Origin of the sequence: Streptomyces sp. TRM68367 (assembly GCF_014495685.1) — a bacterium.
Classification (GTDB): domain Bacteria; phylum Actinomycetota; class Actinomycetes; order Streptomycetales; family Streptomycetaceae; genus Streptomyces.
On the sequence record NZ_JACTVI010000003.1, the window covers coordinates 119702 to 136272 of the forward strand.

Sequence of the window (16571 nt, forward strand, 5' to 3'; positions counted from 1 at the left end):
GCACCGCCACCCATCGGACCCGCTCGGCGCTGTGACTCCGCGGGGCTGCCGCTAGGGTGGCGGTCGTGTCGTACGCAGGCCCGGATTTCGAACCTCCCCGCCCCCGCCGCGTCCGCCGTGGCCCCCTGACCGTCGCGCTCGCCGCACTGGTGCCGGGCGCGCTGCTCGGCTGGCTGGTGTACGAGGCGGTCGCCAGCACGGGAGGCGGAGGCAGGTCGGGGAACGCCGCCGTAAGGTCGTCCGCGACGTCCGGAGCGAGCACGCCTCCACCTGCCTCCTCCAGGAACGACGGCAAGAAGCCGGGCGCCGCCCCCACGGACCCCTCGGGCTCCCTCAAGGGCAAGGTCGTCGTCATCGACCCCGGTCACAACCCGAACAACTTCCAGCACACCGCGGAGATCAACCGCAAGGTGGATATCGGGACGAACAAAAAGGAATGCGACACCACGGGCACGTCCACCAACGACGGGTACACCGAGGCCGCGTTCACCCTCGACGTCGCCCACCGCCTGCGCGCCCTGCTGGAGCAGCAGGGCGCGACGGTGAAGCTGACGCAGGACGGCGACCGGCCGTACGGGCCCTGCATCGACGAGCGCGCGCAGATCGGCAACAAGGCCCACGCCGATGCCGTGGTCTCGGTCCACGCCGACGGCTCCGGGGCGGGCAACCGCGGCTTCCACGTGATCACACCGGCCGCCGTGCACTCCGGCTCCGCCGACACCCGCCCGATCGTCGCCCCCTCCCGCTCCCTGGGCGAGCACATCGCGGGCAGCTTCGCACGCGTCACCGGCAGCGCGCCGTCCAACTACGTCGGCGGCGGCACCGGTCTCGTCACACGTGAGGACCTGGGCGGTCTCAATCTGTCAACGGTTCCCAAGGTGTTCATCGAGTGCGGCAACATGCGCGATAGCAAGGACGCGGCACAACTGACCAGCGGCGCGTGGCGGCAGAAGGCGGCGCAAGGAATCTCTGAGGGAATCGTGAGTTTCCTGCACGGGTAGCGATCAGCGGGCACATCCCGGCAGACCCCTCGTCGGACGGACGATAAGGTCGTCCCTACGATGAGGGGCCACCCCCGCGCTTCACACCGGGGCCTGACGGCGACATGGTGACAGCGACGCCTCTACCGACGACGAGACGACCCAGAAGGACCTGAAGTGAATATCCGCTCCCTCACACGAGGCGACGGCGTGGTGATCGGAGCAGCGGTGTTGCTGTTCATCGCGTCGTTCCTCGGCACCTACGGCGGCGACGACAGCAACATCCCCAACGCCTGGGACAACCTCGGCCTGCTGATGAGCATGTACGTCGGCGGCATCATCGGCGCGGTCCTGATCGTAGTCACCCGCGCCCTGCCGCAGCCCCGCAAGGTCGTCGGGCTCGACCTCGGCCAGATCGGCGTCGCACTGTCGGTCTTCGCCGCATGGACCGCGTTCTGGACGATCATCGACCCGACGGGGGCGTTCGACCCGAGAGGAGTCGACATCGAAGTGGGCTCCGGCCTCATCCTCGGTCTGATCGCCGCCCTGCTCCTGGCCGCCGGCGCCATCGCCACCCCGCTGGTCCCAGCCCTCAAGGGCTCCCTCCTCCCCGCCCCCAAGCCCGCCGCCCCGCAGCCCTACGGCGTCCAGCCCCCCGGTGGTTACGGCTACCCGGGCGCGCAGCCGACCCCGTTCGGCGGTCAGCCGCAGCCGGGGCAGCAGCAGCCCTTCGGCGGGCAGCCCGGCCAGCCCGGTCAGCCGTCGCAGCAGGGGCAGCCGCCGGCTCCGGCCGCGGACTTCTCGCCGTTCTGGTTCGCCGTGCCGGTGCCGCGCCCGCTGTTCCCGGAGGACGGCACGCCGACGCCGATCGCCGAACTGGCACCGGGCACCTGGTACCTGGCGGTCGAGCAGCGCGGTCCGGCCGTCGTCGCGCAGACGCAGGACGGCCGGCGCGGTGTGCTCCGGGACACCTCGGGTATCCAGCGCGGCTGATCTCGTCTCCTTCGGCGGCCCCTTGCCCTTCCGGGCGAGGGGCCGCTGTCGTACAGTCGCAGCCCGTTGACTGACGCACCGTCAGGAGGCAGGGATGCGGCTCGGTCTCGCGCTCGGCTACTGGGGCCGCGGTCCCTCGTCCGGCCATGTGGCGCTCGCACAGGAGGCCGAGCGGCTCGGCTACGACTCGGTGTGGACGGCCGAGTCGTGGGGCTCGGACGTGTTCACGCCGCTCACCTGGATCGCGGCACACACCTCACGGATCAGGCTGGGTACGGCCGTTGCCCAGATGGCGGCCCGCTCCCCGACGACGACCGCGATGCACGCGCTCACCCTCGACCACCTCTCCGGCGGGCGGATGCTGCTCGGGCTCGGGCTGTCCGGCCCGCAGGTCGTCGAGGGGTGGTACGGCCGCCCGTTCCCGAAGTCGCCGCTGACCGCGACTCGCGAGTACGTGGACGTCGTACGGCAGGTGCTGCGGCGGGAGGCGCCGGTGGAGCTGTCCGGGCGCTTCCACTCCCATCCCTACCAGGGCCCGGACGGCACCGGCCTCGGCAGACCGCTCAAGCCCATCACCCATCCCCTGCGCCCCGACCTTCCGGTCCTGCTCGGTGCCGAGGGGCCGAAGAACGTCGCGCAGACGGTCCGGATCGCCGACGGCTGGCTGCCGCTGTACTGGTCGCCGACGCGGCCGCAGGAGGTGTACGGGGAGGCGGTAGCCGACCTCCCGGAGGGGTTCGTGGTGGCTCCCATGGCCCAGGTGCGGGTCTGCGATGACGTGACGGAAGGCCTCCTCCCCGTCAAAGCCATGCTCGGCTTCTACATCGGCGGCATGGGCCACGCGGCCCGCAACTTCCACGCCGACCTCATGGCGCGCATGGGTTACGAGGAGGAGGCGCGTCGGATTCAGCGGCTGTTCCTGGACGGCCGCCGGGAAGAGGCCGTACTCGCCGTCCCGGACGCCTTCGCCGATGAGATCTCCCTGGTCGGTCCGCGGGAACGCATCGCCGAACGGCTGGCGGTGTGGCGCACGGGGCCGGTGACGGATCTGCTGGCCCTGGCACCGGATGTGACGACGTTGCGGGTGCTGGCGGAACTCGCCGCATAGCCGGGTTTGGCCGCGCGGCACGGGGCAACTCGGAGGGCATGTCCCCCCGATATCGCAATGGTGCGCATCAGGCCGGCAGGGTCATCGCGATCGTCGCCGACGTCATGGCTCTCATCCTGGGCCTGTGGATCCTGATGTACCTGCTGGACGCGAACCGCGCGAACGACCTCGTGCAGTTCATCCACGACGCGGCCCGCTGGCTGGCGGGTTGGTCCCACGACCTGTTCACGTTCGACGACGCATGGGCGAGGGTCGTGGCCGGGTACGGCCTGGCAGCGGTGGTGTATCTGGTCGTGGGCCACGCCATCGCCAATCGAGTCCACCGCCACTGAAGCGCCCCAAAGGGGCGCGGGGCTGTCATCGATGTGCGGCTACCGCCGCGTGGGCGCGATCAACCACGCACGACCCGCACCCGCCGCCCGGGCAGAATCCACCCGAGCTCTCAGGCGCAGCAATCAGGGTCCAGCCCCATCGGCAGGCGGTCACCCCCGAACACCGCACAAGTGGCCTCATGGCCCCCCAGCGCGGCAACGGCCAGCAGCAAGGACCCCGCCGTCCACGTGGTGAGTTCCCGCGGCCATATCGCCTCGTCCTCGAAGACGTAACCGGTCCAGTACAACCCGGTCTTGGCCTCCCGAAGGTGCTGGATCGACTGCAGGATCTCCAGCGCCCGGTCGGACTCCCCCACCGCCCACAGCGCCAGCGCGAGTTCGGCCGACTCCCCGCCCGTGACCCACGGGTTGGGCACCACGCACCGCACTCCGAGACCGGGCACGACGAAACGATGCCAGCCCTCCTCGATACGGGACTTGGCCTCGCCGTCCGCCAACGCGCCGCCCAGCACGGGGTAGTACCAGTCCATCGAGTAATGGGCCTTGTCCAGGAACCGCTCCGGATGCCGGCGTATCGCGTGCCGCAGCGCACCCGCCGCCAGCTCCCAGTCCGGCTGCGGCTCCTCCCGCTGCTCGGCGATGGCCAGCGCGCAGCGCAACGCGTGGTGGATCGAGGAGCAGCCGGTCAGCAGCGCGTCCGCGGCGTACGTGCCGTCCTCGTCCCGCCGCCAGCCGATCTGCCCGCCAGGCTGCTGGAGCCGCAGCACGAACTCCACCGCCGCGAACACCACCGGCCACATCCGCTCCAGGAACGTGTCGTCGCCGGTGGCGAGGTAGTGGTGCCACACGCCGACGGCGATGTAGGCGACGAAGTTGGTCTCCCGGCCCCGGTCGGTGACGTCGTGCGCGTCTCCGTCGGCGTACGCGGCGTACCAGGAGCCGTCCTCGTTCTGGTGCCGGGCCAGCCACAGGTAGGCCCGCTCGGCGGCCTCGTGCTCACCGGCCGTGTCCAGCGCCATGGCCGCCTCGACGTGGTCCCACGGGTCGAGGTGGTGGCCCCGGAACCACGGGATCGCCCCGTCCTCCCGCTGCACGGCGAGGATTCCGGCGACGGTCGCGGCGGCCTGCCCGGCGGTGAGGACCCCGGGCAGGACGAGGTGTTCTGTCCGGGGGGTGGTCACTTGGCGACCGCCTGCGCTTCGGTCCCGGCTTCGGGCCCGGCTTCGGTCCCGGGAAGACGCGGCAGGTGGGGCTTGGTCGCGTACGCCACGAAGCTCTTGCCGATCAGCGGGTTGAGGGCCTGTTCGGCGATCCTCGTCGCGAGCGGCTTCTGCATGATGTCCCAGACCAGCAGCTTGTGGTACGCCCGCACCGGCAGCGCCTTGTCGTTGTCGACGCCGAACGCGCACTTCAGCCACCAGTACGGCGAGTGCAGCGCGTGCGCGTGATGCGTGCCGTACGGCTTGAGGCCCGCCTCGCGGATCCTGGTCAGCAGTTCGTCCGCCCGGTAGATGCGGATGTGGCCGCCCTCGACCTCGTGGTAGGCGTCGGACAGGGCCCAGCAGACCTTCTCGGGGCCGTAGCGCGGCACGGTGATCGCTATGCGCCCGCCGGGCCTGAGCACCCGGACCATCTCGGCGAGTACGCCCTTGTCGTCCGGTATGTGCTCCATCACCTCGGAGATGATCACGACGTCGAACGACTCGTCCGGGAAGGGCAGCGCCAGGGCGTCGCCCTCCATCGCCGTGGCGGTGGCTCCCTCGGGTGCCTCCCCGGCCTCTTCCATCGCCGCGAACCACTTGGCGACCTCGCGGATCTCCTCGGCGTTCTGGTCCAGCGCCACGACCTGGGCGCCGCGCCGGTAACACTCGAACGCGTGCCGCCCGGCCCCGCAGCCGAGGTCCAGGACACGGTCCCCCGGGGCGAGCGGGAACCGGGAGAAGTCGACGGTCAGCACGTGGCCCTGCTTTCGGGATAGACGCCTGCAACAGCTGTGGATGCCTCACTTTGCGAGGCCGCGGAGCGGCCGGGAACAGTCCCGGTGCGGCCGGAACTCCCGCCCGTGGAGCGGGTGATGGCCTCGCGGTACCGGGCCACCGTGCCCTCGGCGGCGCGAGCCCACGTGAAGCGCTCCAGCACCCGTTCACGCCCCGCACGGCCCAGCCGTACCCGCAGTTCCCCGTCCCCCAGCAGCCGGCTCAGCCCGGCGGCCAGCGCCCCCGCGTCGCCGGGCGGCACCGCCAGGCACGTCTCCCCGTCCCGCCCGGCGACCTCCGGTATCGCGCCGCCGGTCGTGGCCAGCAGCGGCGTCTCCGTGGCCATGGCCTCGGCGGCCGGCAGGGAGAAGCCCTCGTACAGGGACGGCACGCAGGCGACCTCGGCCGAGCGCACCAGGTCGACCAGTTCGGCGTCCGAGACGCCCTTGACGAACTCGACGGCGCCTTCGAGGCCGTACCGCTCCATCGCCCGGGCGACCGGGCCCTGTGCGGGCCGCTTGCCGACGACGACGAGGTGCGCGTCGGGTTGCTCGGTGCGCACCTTGGCCAGCGCCTCGACGAGGAAGACCAGGCCCTTGAGCGGCACGTCCGCACTGGACGTGGTCACGATCCGCCCCGGCACCTGCGGCACCGAGGGATCCGGCGCGAACAGGTCGGTGTCGGCGCCGATATGGACGACGTGGATGCGCTCGGGCCGTACGCCGAGGTGGTCGACGATCTCCTGGCGCGACGTGCCGGAGACGGTGAGCACGGACGGCAGGCGGCGCGCGACCCGCTTCTGCATGCGGGTGAAGGCGTACCAGCGGCGCACCGAGTACCGCCGCCGGCGGCCCTCCGCCGCGTCCAGCTCCAACTGCCGGTCGACGGTGATGGGGTGGTGGATGGTCGTCACAAGGGGGGAGCCGATCTCCCCCAACAGCCCGTAGCCCAGCGTCTGGTTGTCGTGGACGACGTCGAAGTCGCCACGCCGGGCGCGCAGATGACGGCGGGCACGCAGCGAGAAGGTGAGCGGCTCGGGGAAGCCGCCGGTCCACATCGTGGCGACCTCCAGCGCGTCGATCCAGTCGCGGTACTCGTCGCGCTTCGGGGTGCGGAAGGGGTCCGGCTGACGGTAGAGGTCGAGGCTGGGCAACTCGGTCAGAGCGAGGCCCTCGCACCCCTCGTCGAGGACGGGGTACGGCTGGGCGCCGATGACCTCGACGCGGTGGCCGAGGCGGGCCAACTCGCGCGACAGGTGCCGTACATAGACGCCTTGTCCCCCGCAGAACGGGTTTCCCTTATAGGTGAGGAGTGCGATGCGGAGCGGTCGCAAGCCGTCGGCGGCGGGGTCCTCCAGGGCCCCGGCCTCCCTGGCCTCAGCGGTCACTCTGGGCCCCCTTCTCCCTGCACTGTCCCGCGAGATTACGCCGGGACGCTAATCTAGAACAAGTTTCAGACTTGATCGTTCAGAGGCTCTGAATCTACCGGCAGGTAGGGGTGCTGTGAGCAGTGGATCAGGTGATTCACGCCACGGCGGACGCCATGCCATGCTGTCTGATCACTCACCCTCACCGACTGTCACGGACGGAACCATGCCTGCGGAAGCGAAGCTGGACAAGGCAGCCAAAGCGGCCAAGGCGGCCAGGCCGGCCAAGACGGAGGCCGGCGGCGCGCGCCCCGCGGCCGCGACCGGCTCCGTGCGCGCCGGAGGGCCGCCCTCCGCGCCGCTCACCGAGCGACAGGAGGCGCGCCGCCGCCGGATCCTGCACGCGAGCGCGCAGCTGGCCAGCCGGGGCGGTTTCGACGCGGTGCAGATGCGGGAGGTCGCGGAGACCTCGCAGGTGGCACTGGGCACGCTGTACCGCTACTTCCCGTCCAAGATCCATCTGCTGGTCGCCACCATGCAGGACCAACTGGAGCATATGCACGGCACGCTGCGGAAGAAGCCGCCGGCCGGCGAGACGGCGGCGGAGCGGGTCGCGGAGACCCTGATGCGGGCCTTTCGCGCGCTGCAGCGCGAGCCCCATCTGGCCGATGCGATGGTCCGCGCGCTGACCTTCGCGGACCGCAGCGTCTCGCCCGAGGTCGACCAGGTGTCCCGGCAGACCACGGCGATCATCCTGGACGCGATGGGCCTGGACGACCCCACGCCCGACCAGCTGTCCGCGGTGCGCGTCATCGGGCACACCTGGCACTCGGCGCTGATCACCTGGCTCTCGGGCCGCGCGTCCATCGCCCAGGTCAAGATCGACATCGAGATGGTGTGCCGGCTGATCGATCTGACGGCCCCTGCGGACGCATGAAAAGTCCGCGGACACCCGACGGGTCCGCGGACACGCGAACGACCTACGAGACGGGTTCCCTTCGCCGGCATTGTCCGGATCAGGTTATGGGGGTCGCCTTCCAGTCATACACCTCTCAGTGTGTGACCTTCCGGCCTCTCAGCCCGTCCGTCGTAGTCGGCACCAGCGGAAGCCGAAACTTCCGGCCAGAGTCGGCCACTCCGGTCGAACTCCCTCACTCATCTCGTAGGTCTAATTTCATAGTAGTCCGTCCTGCCATGCACGGAAGACCTTGTTCCGTGATTTTTTGCCCTAATTTCTCCTCGGTGCCCCTCAAGCTCCTCCCCGGGCTACTCCTCGGGCGGGAACACCGGCTCCCCGCTGCCCAGCAGGGTGATCACGATGGCCTCCACGGGGCAGCTCTCGGCCGCGGCCAGGACCTTCTCGTTGGCGTCCGTCTCCGGTTCGACCGGGTGGGACTGGCGGCCGGAGTCGAGGCGGAAGCCGTCGGGGGCATGGTGGACGCACTGGGCGGAGCCGATGCAGAGGGAGCGGTCGACGTCCACCTGCCAGCGATCACCCATCCCTAGGCCTCCGCCGGCAGATGGATCATCTTGTGCTCCAGGTACGCGCCGTACCCCTCGGGCCCGAACTCCCGCCCCAGCCCCGAGTTCTTGTAGCCGCCGAAGGGGCCGAGCATGTCGAGGCTGAAGGTGTTGACCGAGTACGTGCCGGTGCGGACCTGCCGGGCGATCTCGATGCCGTGCTCGACGTCGGCGGTCCACACGCTGCCGGACAGCCCGTAGTCGGAGTCGTTGGCGATCTTCACGGCCTCGGTCTCGTCGCCGTACGGGAGCAGGCAGATCACCGGGCCGAAGATCTCCTCGCGGGCGATCCGCATGGCGTTGTCGACGTCGCCGAAGAGCGTGGGCTCGACGTACCACCCCTTGTCCAGCCCCGCCGGACGCCCGCCGCCGGTGAGTATCTTGGCACCCTCCTCCTGGCCGAGCCGGATGTAGTCGAGGTTGCGCTGCTGCTGCCGGCGGGCGACGAGCGGGCCCACCTGTGTGGCCGGGTCGAGCGGGTCGCCGACGACCAGCGCGCCGGCCGCCTGCGCGAAGGCCTCGGCGAACTCGTCGTACCGGGACCGCGGCAGCAGGATGCGCGTCTGGGCCACGCACGCCTGCCCGTTGTTCATCCAGGCCGCCGGCGCGATCCCGGCGACCGCCGTCGCGATGTCCGCGTCCGGCAGGACGACGGCCGCCGACTTGCCGCCCAGCTCCAGGGTGACGCGCGTGAGGCCCCGCGCGGCGACCTCCATGACGCGCTTGCCGGCCGCGACCGAGCCGGTGAAGGCGACCTTGTCGATGCCGGGGTGCCCGACGAGGTACTCGCTGACCTCCCGGTCTGCGGGCAGGATCGACAGCACACCCTCCGGCAGCCCGGCCTCGCGCGCGATCTCGCCGAGGAGGTAGGCGTCGAGGGGCGACTCGGGCGACGGCTTCAGTACGACCGTGCAGCCGGCCAGCAGCGCGGGGGCGAGCTTGGCGGCGGCGACGAACTGCGGGACGTTCCAGGGGACGACGGCCGCGACCACGCCGACCGGTTCGCGCCGCACGAGGATCCGGCCGAGGACGCCGGCGCGCTCCTCCTCGTAGGTGAAGTCCCGCGCCACCGTGATCGCCGCGTCCCACACCATCATCGCGCCGAGGGCCTGGGCGAGGACGCTCCAGGAGTACGGCGATCCGTTCTCGGACGAGATGAGGCGCGCGATCTCCTCGTGCCGGGCGGCGATGCCGTCCTTGATGCGGCTGACGACCTCGATCCGTTCCTCCAGGCTGGTGCGCGGCCAGGGCCCCTCGTCGAACGCCTTGCGCGCGACGGCGACGGCCCGGTCCACGTCCGCCGGCGAGGCGTGCGGGACGCGGCCGATGACCTCTTCGGTGTGCGGGGAGATCACCTCGATGACGTCCTTGCCGAGGGGGTCGGTCAACTCCCCGCCGATGAACAGCTGTCCGTGTTCCACGAGATCGGTCATGGCCGACTGCCTCCCCGGACTCTCGCCCGTCGTCTCTGACGCTCCATCAGATATGCGGATACGACCCTGATACCAGTTCCCCTCACAGGAGTCCACGCCCCGCACACCACGGCTCAGCGACCTGGCGTCGACGGGGAACGGATGACTCAGGCACCCATCGAAACCCGTTCTACTTTCCGCCGTCCTTCCCGTTATAGTGACCGCACGCGGCGATTGGGGAGCCCATGGCGCAGGTGTACGACCACGGCGGCGGCGTGCAGTCCATCGAGGTCCCCATCCCGGACAACCCGCTGGGCCACACGCTCGTGTACGTCGTGGACACCGACCGGGGTCCGGTGCTGGTGGACACCGGCTGGGACGACCCGTCGTCCTGGCACACGCTGGCTGCGGGACTGACGGCCTGCGGCACGTCGCCCGACGAGATCCACGGTGTGGTGATCACCCATCACCATCCCGATCACCACGGCCTGTCGGGCCGGGTGCGTGAGGCGTCCGGGGCGTGGATCGCCATGCACGCGGCGGACACGGCGATCGTACGGCGGACGCGGTCGACCGGCCCCGAGCGCTGGTTCTCGTACATGGCGGCCAAACTCACGGCCGTAGGCGCCCCCGAGGGCCACATCGCGCCCCTGCGCAGCCCACGCCCCGGCGCCACGCTCCCCGGCTTCTCCCCCGCCCTCCCCGACCGCGAGATCGTCCCCGGCGACCTGCTCGACCTGCCGGGCCGCCGCCTGCGGGCGATCTGGACACCGGGGCACACACCGGGCCACGTCTGCCTCCACCTGGAGGAACAGCACCCGGCCGGGCGCCCGGGCCACGGCCGCCTCTTCTCCGGCGACCACCTGCTCCCCGAGATCACCCCCCACATCGGCCTCTACGAGGACCCCGACGACACCACGGCCGCCGACCCGCTCGGCGACTACCTGGCGTCCCTGGAACGCGTCGCGGCCCTGTCTCCCGCGGAAGTGCTCCCGGCCCACCAACACGCGTTCACGGACGCCCCCGCCCGCGTCCAGGAGCTGCTGGCCCACCACGAGACCCGCCTGGCCGCGTTGCTGACCCTCCTGTCCGAGCCCCTCACCGCCTGGCAGCTCGCCGAACGCATGGAGTGGAACCGCCCCTGGCCCCAAATCCCCTACTCCTCCCGCAACATCGCCGTCGCCGAGGCGGAGGCCCACCTGCGCCGCCTGGTCAAACTGGGACGGGCGGAGGCTGTGCCGGGGAGTGATCCGGTGACGTACGCGGCGGTGTGATCCCGGCTAACTCCGCGGCATGTACGAGTGGACCAACGCCCGCGCCCCGGGACGCCGAGGCGAGCGGCGCCAAGGACGAGAAGGAGGACGACGGTTCCTCCCCCTTCGGGACCTGGTGGTACGTCGGTGTCTTCCTCGTCGTCGGCATCGGTATCGGCTTTCTGCTCAGCGGGCGCCACAAGGGGCAGCAGCCGTGATGCGGCGTGCGGTCACGCTGTTTCTGGCCGGGCTCGTGCTCGTGGCGGGTGCGGGCGCGGGGCAGGCGCAGGCCGCCGGTTACCGGTACTGGTCGTTCTGGGAGCGCGACGGGGACGCGTGGGCGTACGCCACGCAGGGCCCGTCGACCACCCGGCCCGCCGACGGCGACGTGCAGGTCTTCCGCTTCTCGGTGAGCCAGGACTCGGCCGACGCGCCCCGGCCGCGCGGCACCGCCGACTTCGCCGCCATCTGTGCCAGGACGCCCGCGCAGGACGGGCACGGGCACACCACGCAGCCGTACATCAACCAGCGCTGACCTGAAGCTCCTTCACCCCGTTGATCCACGCCGAGCGCAGCCGGCGCGGGTCCCCGGTCAGCCGCAGCTCCGGCATCGCGTCCGCGACGGCGTTGAAGATGAGGTCGATCTCCAGCACGGCCAGGGACTTGCCCAGGCAGTAGTGCGGGCCGCCACCGCCGAAGCCGAGGTGCGGATTCGGGTCACGGGTGATGTCGAAGCCATCCGGGTCGTCGAAGACCTCGGGGTCGTGGTTGGCGGAGGCGTAGAAGAGTCCCACCCGGTCGCCCTTCCTGATGCGCTGCCCGCCGAGTTCGGTGTCCTGGGTGGCGGTGCGCTGGAAGGAGTTGACCGGCGTGGCCCAGCGGACGATCTCCTCGGCGGCCGTCCGGGGGCGTTCCCGCTTGTAGAGCTGCCACTGCTCGGGGTGGGTGAGGAAGGCGTGCATGCCGTGCGTGATGGCGTTGCGGGTGGTCTCGTTGCCCGCGACCGCCAGCATCAGCACGAAGAAGCCGAACTCGTCCGAGGCGAGGTTGCCCTCGTCCTCGGCGGACACCAGCGTCGTCACGATGTCCTTCGCCGGGCACTGCTTGCGGTCGGCGGCCATGTTCATCGCGTAGGCGATCAGCTCGGTGGCCGACTCCTGGCCGACCTCCTCGGTGATGGCGTACTCGGGATCGTCGTAGGCGATCATCTTGTTGGACCAGTCGAAGATCTTGGCCCGGTCGTCCTGCGGGATGCCGATCAGCTCGGCTATCGCCTGCAGGGGCAGTTCGCAGGCGACCCGGGAGACGAAGTCGAAGGAGCCGCCGCGCTCCGCGAGCGCCCCGCGGACGATCGCGTGGGCGCGGGCGCGCAGGGTGTCCTCCAGGGCCCGGATGGCGCGCGGGGTGAACACGCGCTGCACGATCTGCCGGACCCGGGTGTGCTCCGGCGGGTCCATGTTGAGCAGGATCAGCCGCTGGGCGTCGATTGCGTCCCGCTCGATGTGCTCGTTGAACCGGATGATCGCCGTGTTGAGGCACGAGGAGAACAACTCGGGGTGCGTGGAGACGTACTTGACGTCCGTGTGCCGGGTGACGGCCCAATAGCCGTCGTCGTCGAAGCCTGCCAGGCCGTGCGGCTGCGCGATCCAGCGGACTGGTTCGGCCCGGCGCAGGTCTGCGTACTCGGGCAGCGGCACGCGGTGGTGCAGCAGATCGGGGTCGGTGAAGTCGAACCCGTCGGGAAGCGCTGGGCAGGGCATGGGCAGCTCCAGCTATCTGACGAACCATCAGCAATTCACCGTGAACGTAGTAACGGGTTCTACAGGTGGCAAGAGGCACGACACCCCGAATTCCGTGCGGGATTCGTGCAGATCACGACTTCAGCGGGTGCAGCACCCTTGCGGTGACCCGCGTCACATCAGCAGACTGACTGGTAACTAGAACATGTACTAGTCCTGGAAGCCGGAGAGAACCAGACGTCCCCGGAGAGAACCCGACGTCCCCGGAGAGGATCCGCACCCATGGCCGCCGAACCCGTGATCGTCGAAGCCGTACGCACCCCCATCGGCAAGCGCGGTGGCGCGCTCGCCAACCTCCACCCCGCCTACCTGCTGGGCGAGACCTACCGCGAACTCCTGGGCCGCACCGCCATCCCCGCCGACTGCGTCGAGCAGATCGTGGGCGGTACGGTGACGCAGGCCGGGGAGCAGTCCGCGAACCCCGCGCGCACCGCCTGGCTGACCATGGGGCTGCCGTACGAGACGGCGGCGACGACGGTGAACAGCCAGTGCGGGTCGTCGCAGCAGGCCTCGCACATGGTCGCCAACATGGTCGCGGCCGGGGTGATCGATGTCGGCATCTCCTGCGGGGTCGAGGCGATGTCGCGCGTCCCGCTGGGTTCCGCGTCCAAGCACGGGCCCGGCAAGCCCTTCCCCGAGGAGTGGAACGTCGACCTGCCCAACCAGTTCGAAGCGGCGGAGCGGATCGCCCGGCATCGCGGGCTGACACGGGAGAACACCGACTCCCTCGGCCTGCTCTCCCAGGAGCGGGCCGCGCACGCCTGGGCCGAGGAGCGCTTCAAACGCGAGACGTTCGCCGTCCAGGTCCCGACGACCGAGGAGGAGCAGCACGCGGGCCTGGGCATGTGGCGGCTCGTCGACAAGGACGAGGGGCTGCGCGACACCTCCGTGGAGGCACTGTCCCGGCTCAAGCCGATCATGCCTACGGCCGTCCACACGGCGGGCAACTCCTCACAGATCTCCGACGGCGCCGCCGCCCTCATGTGGGCGTCCAAACGGATGGCCCGCGCCCTGAAACTGCGGCCGCGCGCCCGGATCGTCGCCCAGGCCCTGGTCGGCGCCGACCCGCACTTCCACCTCGACGGCCCCGTAGACGCGACGAAGGCCGTGCTGGGCAGGGCCGGGATGTCCCTGAAGGACATCGACGTCGTCGAGATCAACGAGGCGTTCGCGTCGGTGGTGCTGAGCTGGGCGCAGGCCTTCGACCAGGACCTGACGAAGGTCAACGTGAACGGCGGCGCCATCGCCCTCGGGCACCCGGTCGGCGCGACGGGCGCCCGGCTCATCACGACCGCCCTGCACGAACTGGAGCGCGCGGACAAGGAGTTCGCGCTGATCACCATGTGCGCGGGCGGCGGACTTGCGACCGGGACGATCATCCAGCGGCTTTGACTGGCGCTCCCTGCCGAGGGAAGGAGATTCAGAGCGATCGTGCGGGGCATCGGATCGCCCAGGCCCTGCGGGGGGACCGGTGTGCCCAACCGTTCGGGGCGCGCGGCTGAGCACGGGATGGTCGTACGGGTGGCGCGGCCGGGCGCGGTGACCGTGCGGGTGGCGTACTCGCCGTGGCCGCGGGACGACGGCGGGTGTCTGAGCCGGGAGGGCGAGTTCACGCGGCTGACGGTCACCGCGCCGGGCGAGTACCGGATCAGCTCGGAGTACGGTCCTTCAGCAGGTCCTTCTCGTTGCTGATCCCGGCGACGGCCGTGACGGTCCGGGCCCGCGGGCCCTGGAGCAGGTAGGTCAGGCCGAAGCCCGCGCCGACCACCACCGCGCCGCCGGCCGCGTCCAGCACCCAGTGGTTGCCGGTCGTGACGATCGCGGAGAGGGTGAAGAGGGGGTGCAGCAGTCCGAGCGCCTTCATCCACGCCCTGGGCGCGATGATCGCGATCACCAGACCGCACCACAGCGACCAGCCGAAGTGCAGGGACGGCATCGCGGCGTACTGGTTGGTGAGCGCCGTGAGCATGCCGTAGTCGGGCTTGGAGAAGTCCTGCACGCCGTGCACGGTGTCGATGATCCCGAGGTGCGGCATCAGGCGGGGCGGGGCCAGCGGGTAGAGCCAGAAGCCGACGAGGGCGAGGAGGGTGGCGAAGCCGAGGGAGGCGCGGGCCCAGCGGTAGTCGACGGGGCGGCGCCAGCAGAGGATGCCGAGGACGGCGAGCGGGACGATGAAGTGGAACGACGTGTAGTAGAAGTCGAAGAAGCTCCGCAGCCAGTCGACCTTCACGACGGCGTGGTTGATCGCGTGCTCGATGTCGAGGTGCAGGACGCGTTCGAGGTCGAGTATCTGCTGCCCGTGCTCCTCGGCGCGGGCCCGGCCGTCCGCGTTGCTGCCGCCGGTCGCCGCGAGCCGGACCTTGGAGTAGGCGGCGTAGGTGACCCGGATGAGGAGCAGTTCGAGGAAGAGGTTGGGGCGGGTCAGGACGCGGCGCAGGAAGGGCAGGAGCGGGACGTGTCTGAAGCGGGCCGGGACCGGTGCGGCGTACTCGGTGGGGATCGGCGACCGGTAGTACGGCGAGGTGCGGGACAGGAACGGTACAGCGGTGGCGGCGGCGATCGCGGCGAGCAGGACGACGTTGCCGCGCAGCGGGTACAGCGCGGCCATGTTCGGCAGGATCATCTTCGCCGGCAGGGTCATCACCAGGACGACGGCGACCGGCCAGACGAGCCGGTCGGAGGCGCGTGTGCCGACCCGGCCGACGACCGCGAGCAGCACCCACAGCAGCTGGTGCTGCCAGGCGGTGGGCGCCACCACGATCGCTGCGCAGCCGGTGATGGCCACGGCGAGCAGCAGCTGCCCGTCGCGGGCGTAGCGCACGGCGCGGCGCAGGCCGAGGACGGCGACGGCCGCGCCGAGCGCCAGGAACAGGACGATCTCCAGCGGGCCGGTGAGGCCGAGGCGGAGCAGGGCGCCGTGCAGGGACTGGTTGCCGAGGTCGTCGGCCCGGCCGCCGAGGCCGACGCCCGCCAGGTGGTGCACCCAGTAGGTGTACGAGTCGTGCGGCATCGCGGCCCAGGCCAGCGCGGTGCACGCGGCGAACGTGACGCCGGTGGCGGCCACGGCACGGCGGCGGCCGGTGAACCACAGCAGCGGCGCGAACAGCAGCAGCGTCGGCTGGAGGGCGGCGGCAACGCCGATCAGGACGCCGCTGGTGCGCTGGCCGCGGGCGACGAAACAGCCCAGCAGGACGAGCAGGACCGGGATGATGCCGGTCTGGCCGAGCGAGAGGGCGTTGCGCACCGGCAGCGACAGCATCAGCAGGCTGATCGCGACCGGCGCGGCGAGCAGGGCCGTACGGCGGCCGACCGGCTGCGGCAGGGCGCGGGCGGCGACCAGGCCGAGGGCGACCACCAGCAGGAGTGTGCCGAAGGTCCAGCCCCAGCCGAGGGCCTGCTCGGCGGATCTGGTGAGCGGCTTGAGGACCAGGCCGCCGAACGGGGTGCCGGTGAAGCGCGTCGATTCGTAGAGCGAGCCGTTGACGTGCAGGACGCCGTTCGGTCCGACCCAGGTCTCCAGGTCCGTCAGCCGCTCCCCGCGCGGGGTGCTCAGGACGACGGCGACCTGCCGTACGGCGAGGATCACTGCCACCAGCCACAGTCCGAGGCGGGCCGCGCGCAGGCGTGCCCTGGCCGCACCGACGGCCGTCACTCCGAAGGCCTCCGCCGGCTGCCCACCGTGCTCCGCATTCGCCACGCCTCGTCGGCCTCCCGCCCCGTTCGACCCATGCGTCCCGTGCACGGGGAATTTCCCGTGCACGGGAATTTCCTGTGCGAACCCTATGAGGCTCGACCCGCCCCCGGGAGAGAGACGCAGGTTACCCCCGCTTC

The 16571-nt window shown here is 70.9% G+C and carries 15 protein-coding genes, 2 pseudogenes and 1 riboswitch; of the genes and pseudogenes, 10 read left to right on the forward strand and 7 right to left on the reverse strand.

Annotation, left to right across the window (positions count from 1 at the left end; genetic code table 11):
• Positions 1-65: 65 nt before the first annotated feature.
• The 4 genes from H8R17_RS03365 (at position 66) to H8R17_RS03380 (ending at position 3413) form a co-directional block, all read left to right on the forward strand.
• The gene (locus H8R17_RS03365) at positions 66-1001 is read left to right on the forward strand and encodes an N-acetylmuramoyl-L-alanine amidase (protein ID WP_187821598.1); all 936 of its coding nucleotides are present in this window, start codon (positions 66-68) and stop codon (positions 999-1001) included.
• A 156-nt stretch (positions 1002-1157) separates the two neighbouring features.
• Complete coding sequence (locus H8R17_RS03370; protein ID WP_187821599.1) at positions 1158-1973, forward strand: DUF5336 domain-containing protein; 816 nt, start codon at positions 1158-1160, stop codon at positions 1971-1973.
• A 94-nt stretch (positions 1974-2067) separates the two neighbouring features.
• Positions 2068-3081, forward strand: a complete 1014-nt coding sequence (locus H8R17_RS03375; RefSeq protein ID WP_187821600.1) for an LLM class F420-dependent oxidoreductase — start codon at positions 2068-2070, stop codon at positions 3079-3081.
• A 38-nt stretch (positions 3082-3119) separates the two neighbouring features.
• On the forward strand, positions 3120-3413 hold the full coding sequence (locus H8R17_RS03380; RefSeq protein WP_187821601.1) for a hypothetical protein: 294 nt from the start codon (positions 3120-3122) through the stop codon (positions 3411-3413).
• 110 nt (positions 3414-3523) lie between these two features.
• On the opposite strand, the gene H8R17_RS03385 is transcribed toward H8R17_RS03380, so the two are convergent.
• From H8R17_RS03385 to H8R17_RS03395, 3 genes are read right to left on the reverse strand one after another with little or no spacing between them, the layout of a single operon-like run.
• Positions 3524-4594 carry a prenyltransferase gene (locus tag H8R17_RS03385; RefSeq protein WP_187821602.1) on the reverse strand — a complete coding sequence of 357 codons (1071 nt, stop codon included), beginning with the start codon at positions 4592-4594 and terminating at the stop codon, positions 3524-3526.
• Complete coding sequence (locus tag H8R17_RS03390; RefSeq protein WP_187821603.1) at positions 4591-5370, reverse strand: class I SAM-dependent methyltransferase; 780 nt, start codon at positions 5368-5370, stop codon at positions 4591-4593. Before H8R17_RS03390 ends, H8R17_RS03385 begins: the two co-directional genes overlap by 4 nt.
• Positions 5364-6776, reverse strand: a complete 1413-nt coding sequence (locus H8R17_RS03395; protein WP_187821604.1) for a glycosyltransferase family 4 protein — start codon at positions 6774-6776, stop codon at positions 5364-5366. The genes H8R17_RS03390 and H8R17_RS03395 overlap by 7 nt, the downstream gene beginning before the upstream one ends.
• A 205-nt stretch (positions 6777-6981) precedes the next feature.
• Between H8R17_RS03395 and H8R17_RS03400 the strand changes: the two genes are divergently transcribed.
• Positions 6982-7692 (forward strand): TetR family transcriptional regulator, encoded by a 711-nt coding sequence (locus tag H8R17_RS03400; protein ID WP_187821605.1) that lies wholly within the window; start codon positions 6982-6984, stop codon positions 7690-7692.
• A gap of 39 nt (positions 7693-7731) precedes the next feature.
• Positions 7732-7918: riboswitch (TPP riboswitch) on the reverse strand.
• A gap of 103 nt (positions 7919-8021) precedes the next feature.
• Here H8R17_RS03400 and H8R17_RS03405 read toward each other — a convergent pair.
• Positions 8022-8255, reverse strand: coding sequence for a ferredoxin (locus tag H8R17_RS03405; RefSeq protein ID WP_187821606.1), 234 nt, complete (start codon positions 8253-8255; stop codon positions 8022-8024).
• Positions 8256-8257: 2 nt separating this feature from the next.
• Positions 8258-9709, reverse strand: coding sequence for an aldehyde dehydrogenase (locus H8R17_RS03410; RefSeq protein WP_187821607.1), 1452 nt, complete (start codon positions 9707-9709; stop codon positions 8258-8260).
• A gap of 224 nt (positions 9710-9933) precedes the next feature.
• Between H8R17_RS03410 and H8R17_RS03415 the strand changes: the two genes are divergently transcribed.
• The 3 genes and pseudogenes from H8R17_RS03415 to H8R17_RS03425 form a co-directional block, all read left to right on the forward strand.
• The gene (locus H8R17_RS03415) at positions 9934-10962 is read left to right on the forward strand and encodes an MBL fold metallo-hydrolase (protein ID WP_187821608.1); all 1029 of its coding nucleotides are present in this window, start codon (positions 9934-9936) and stop codon (positions 10960-10962) included.
• Positions 10959-11159: a hypothetical protein gene (locus H8R17_RS03420; RefSeq protein ID WP_187821728.1), complete on the forward strand. Its 201-nt coding sequence runs from the start codon at positions 10959-10961 to the stop codon at positions 11157-11159. The genes H8R17_RS03415 and H8R17_RS03420 overlap by 4 nt, the downstream gene beginning before the upstream one ends.
• Positions 11156-11437 (forward strand): annotated as a pseudogene (locus tag H8R17_RS03425) (SCO2322 family protein); the annotation flags it as partial. The gene H8R17_RS03420 and the pseudogene H8R17_RS03425, both read left to right, overlap by 4 nt.
• A gap of 25 nt (positions 11438-11462) precedes the next feature.
• Here H8R17_RS03425 and H8R17_RS03430 read toward each other — a convergent pair.
• Complete coding sequence (locus tag H8R17_RS03430; protein ID WP_187821609.1) at positions 11463-12701, reverse strand: cytochrome P450; 1239 nt, start codon at positions 12699-12701, stop codon at positions 11463-11465.
• A gap of 261 nt (positions 12702-12962) precedes the next feature.
• Here H8R17_RS03430 and H8R17_RS03435 point away from each other — a divergent pair, with 261 nt between their 5' ends.
• Entirely contained in the window at positions 12963-14132 is a 1170-nt protein-coding gene (locus H8R17_RS03435) for a steroid 3-ketoacyl-CoA thiolase (protein WP_187821610.1), read from the forward strand.
• A 117-nt stretch (positions 14133-14249) separates the two neighbouring features.
• Positions 14250-14432: pseudogene (locus tag H8R17_RS46285) on the forward strand (hypothetical protein); the annotation flags it as partial.
• Here the strand turns inward: H8R17_RS46285 and H8R17_RS03440 are convergent.
• Positions 14389-16437: a bifunctional glycosyltransferase 87/phosphatase PAP2 family protein gene (locus tag H8R17_RS03440; protein ID WP_187821611.1), complete on the reverse strand. Its 2049-nt coding sequence runs from the start codon at positions 16435-16437 to the stop codon at positions 14389-14391. The pseudogene H8R17_RS46285 and the gene H8R17_RS03440 sit on opposite strands and share 44 nt — an antisense overlap.
• Positions 16438-16571 lie beyond the last annotated feature (134 nt).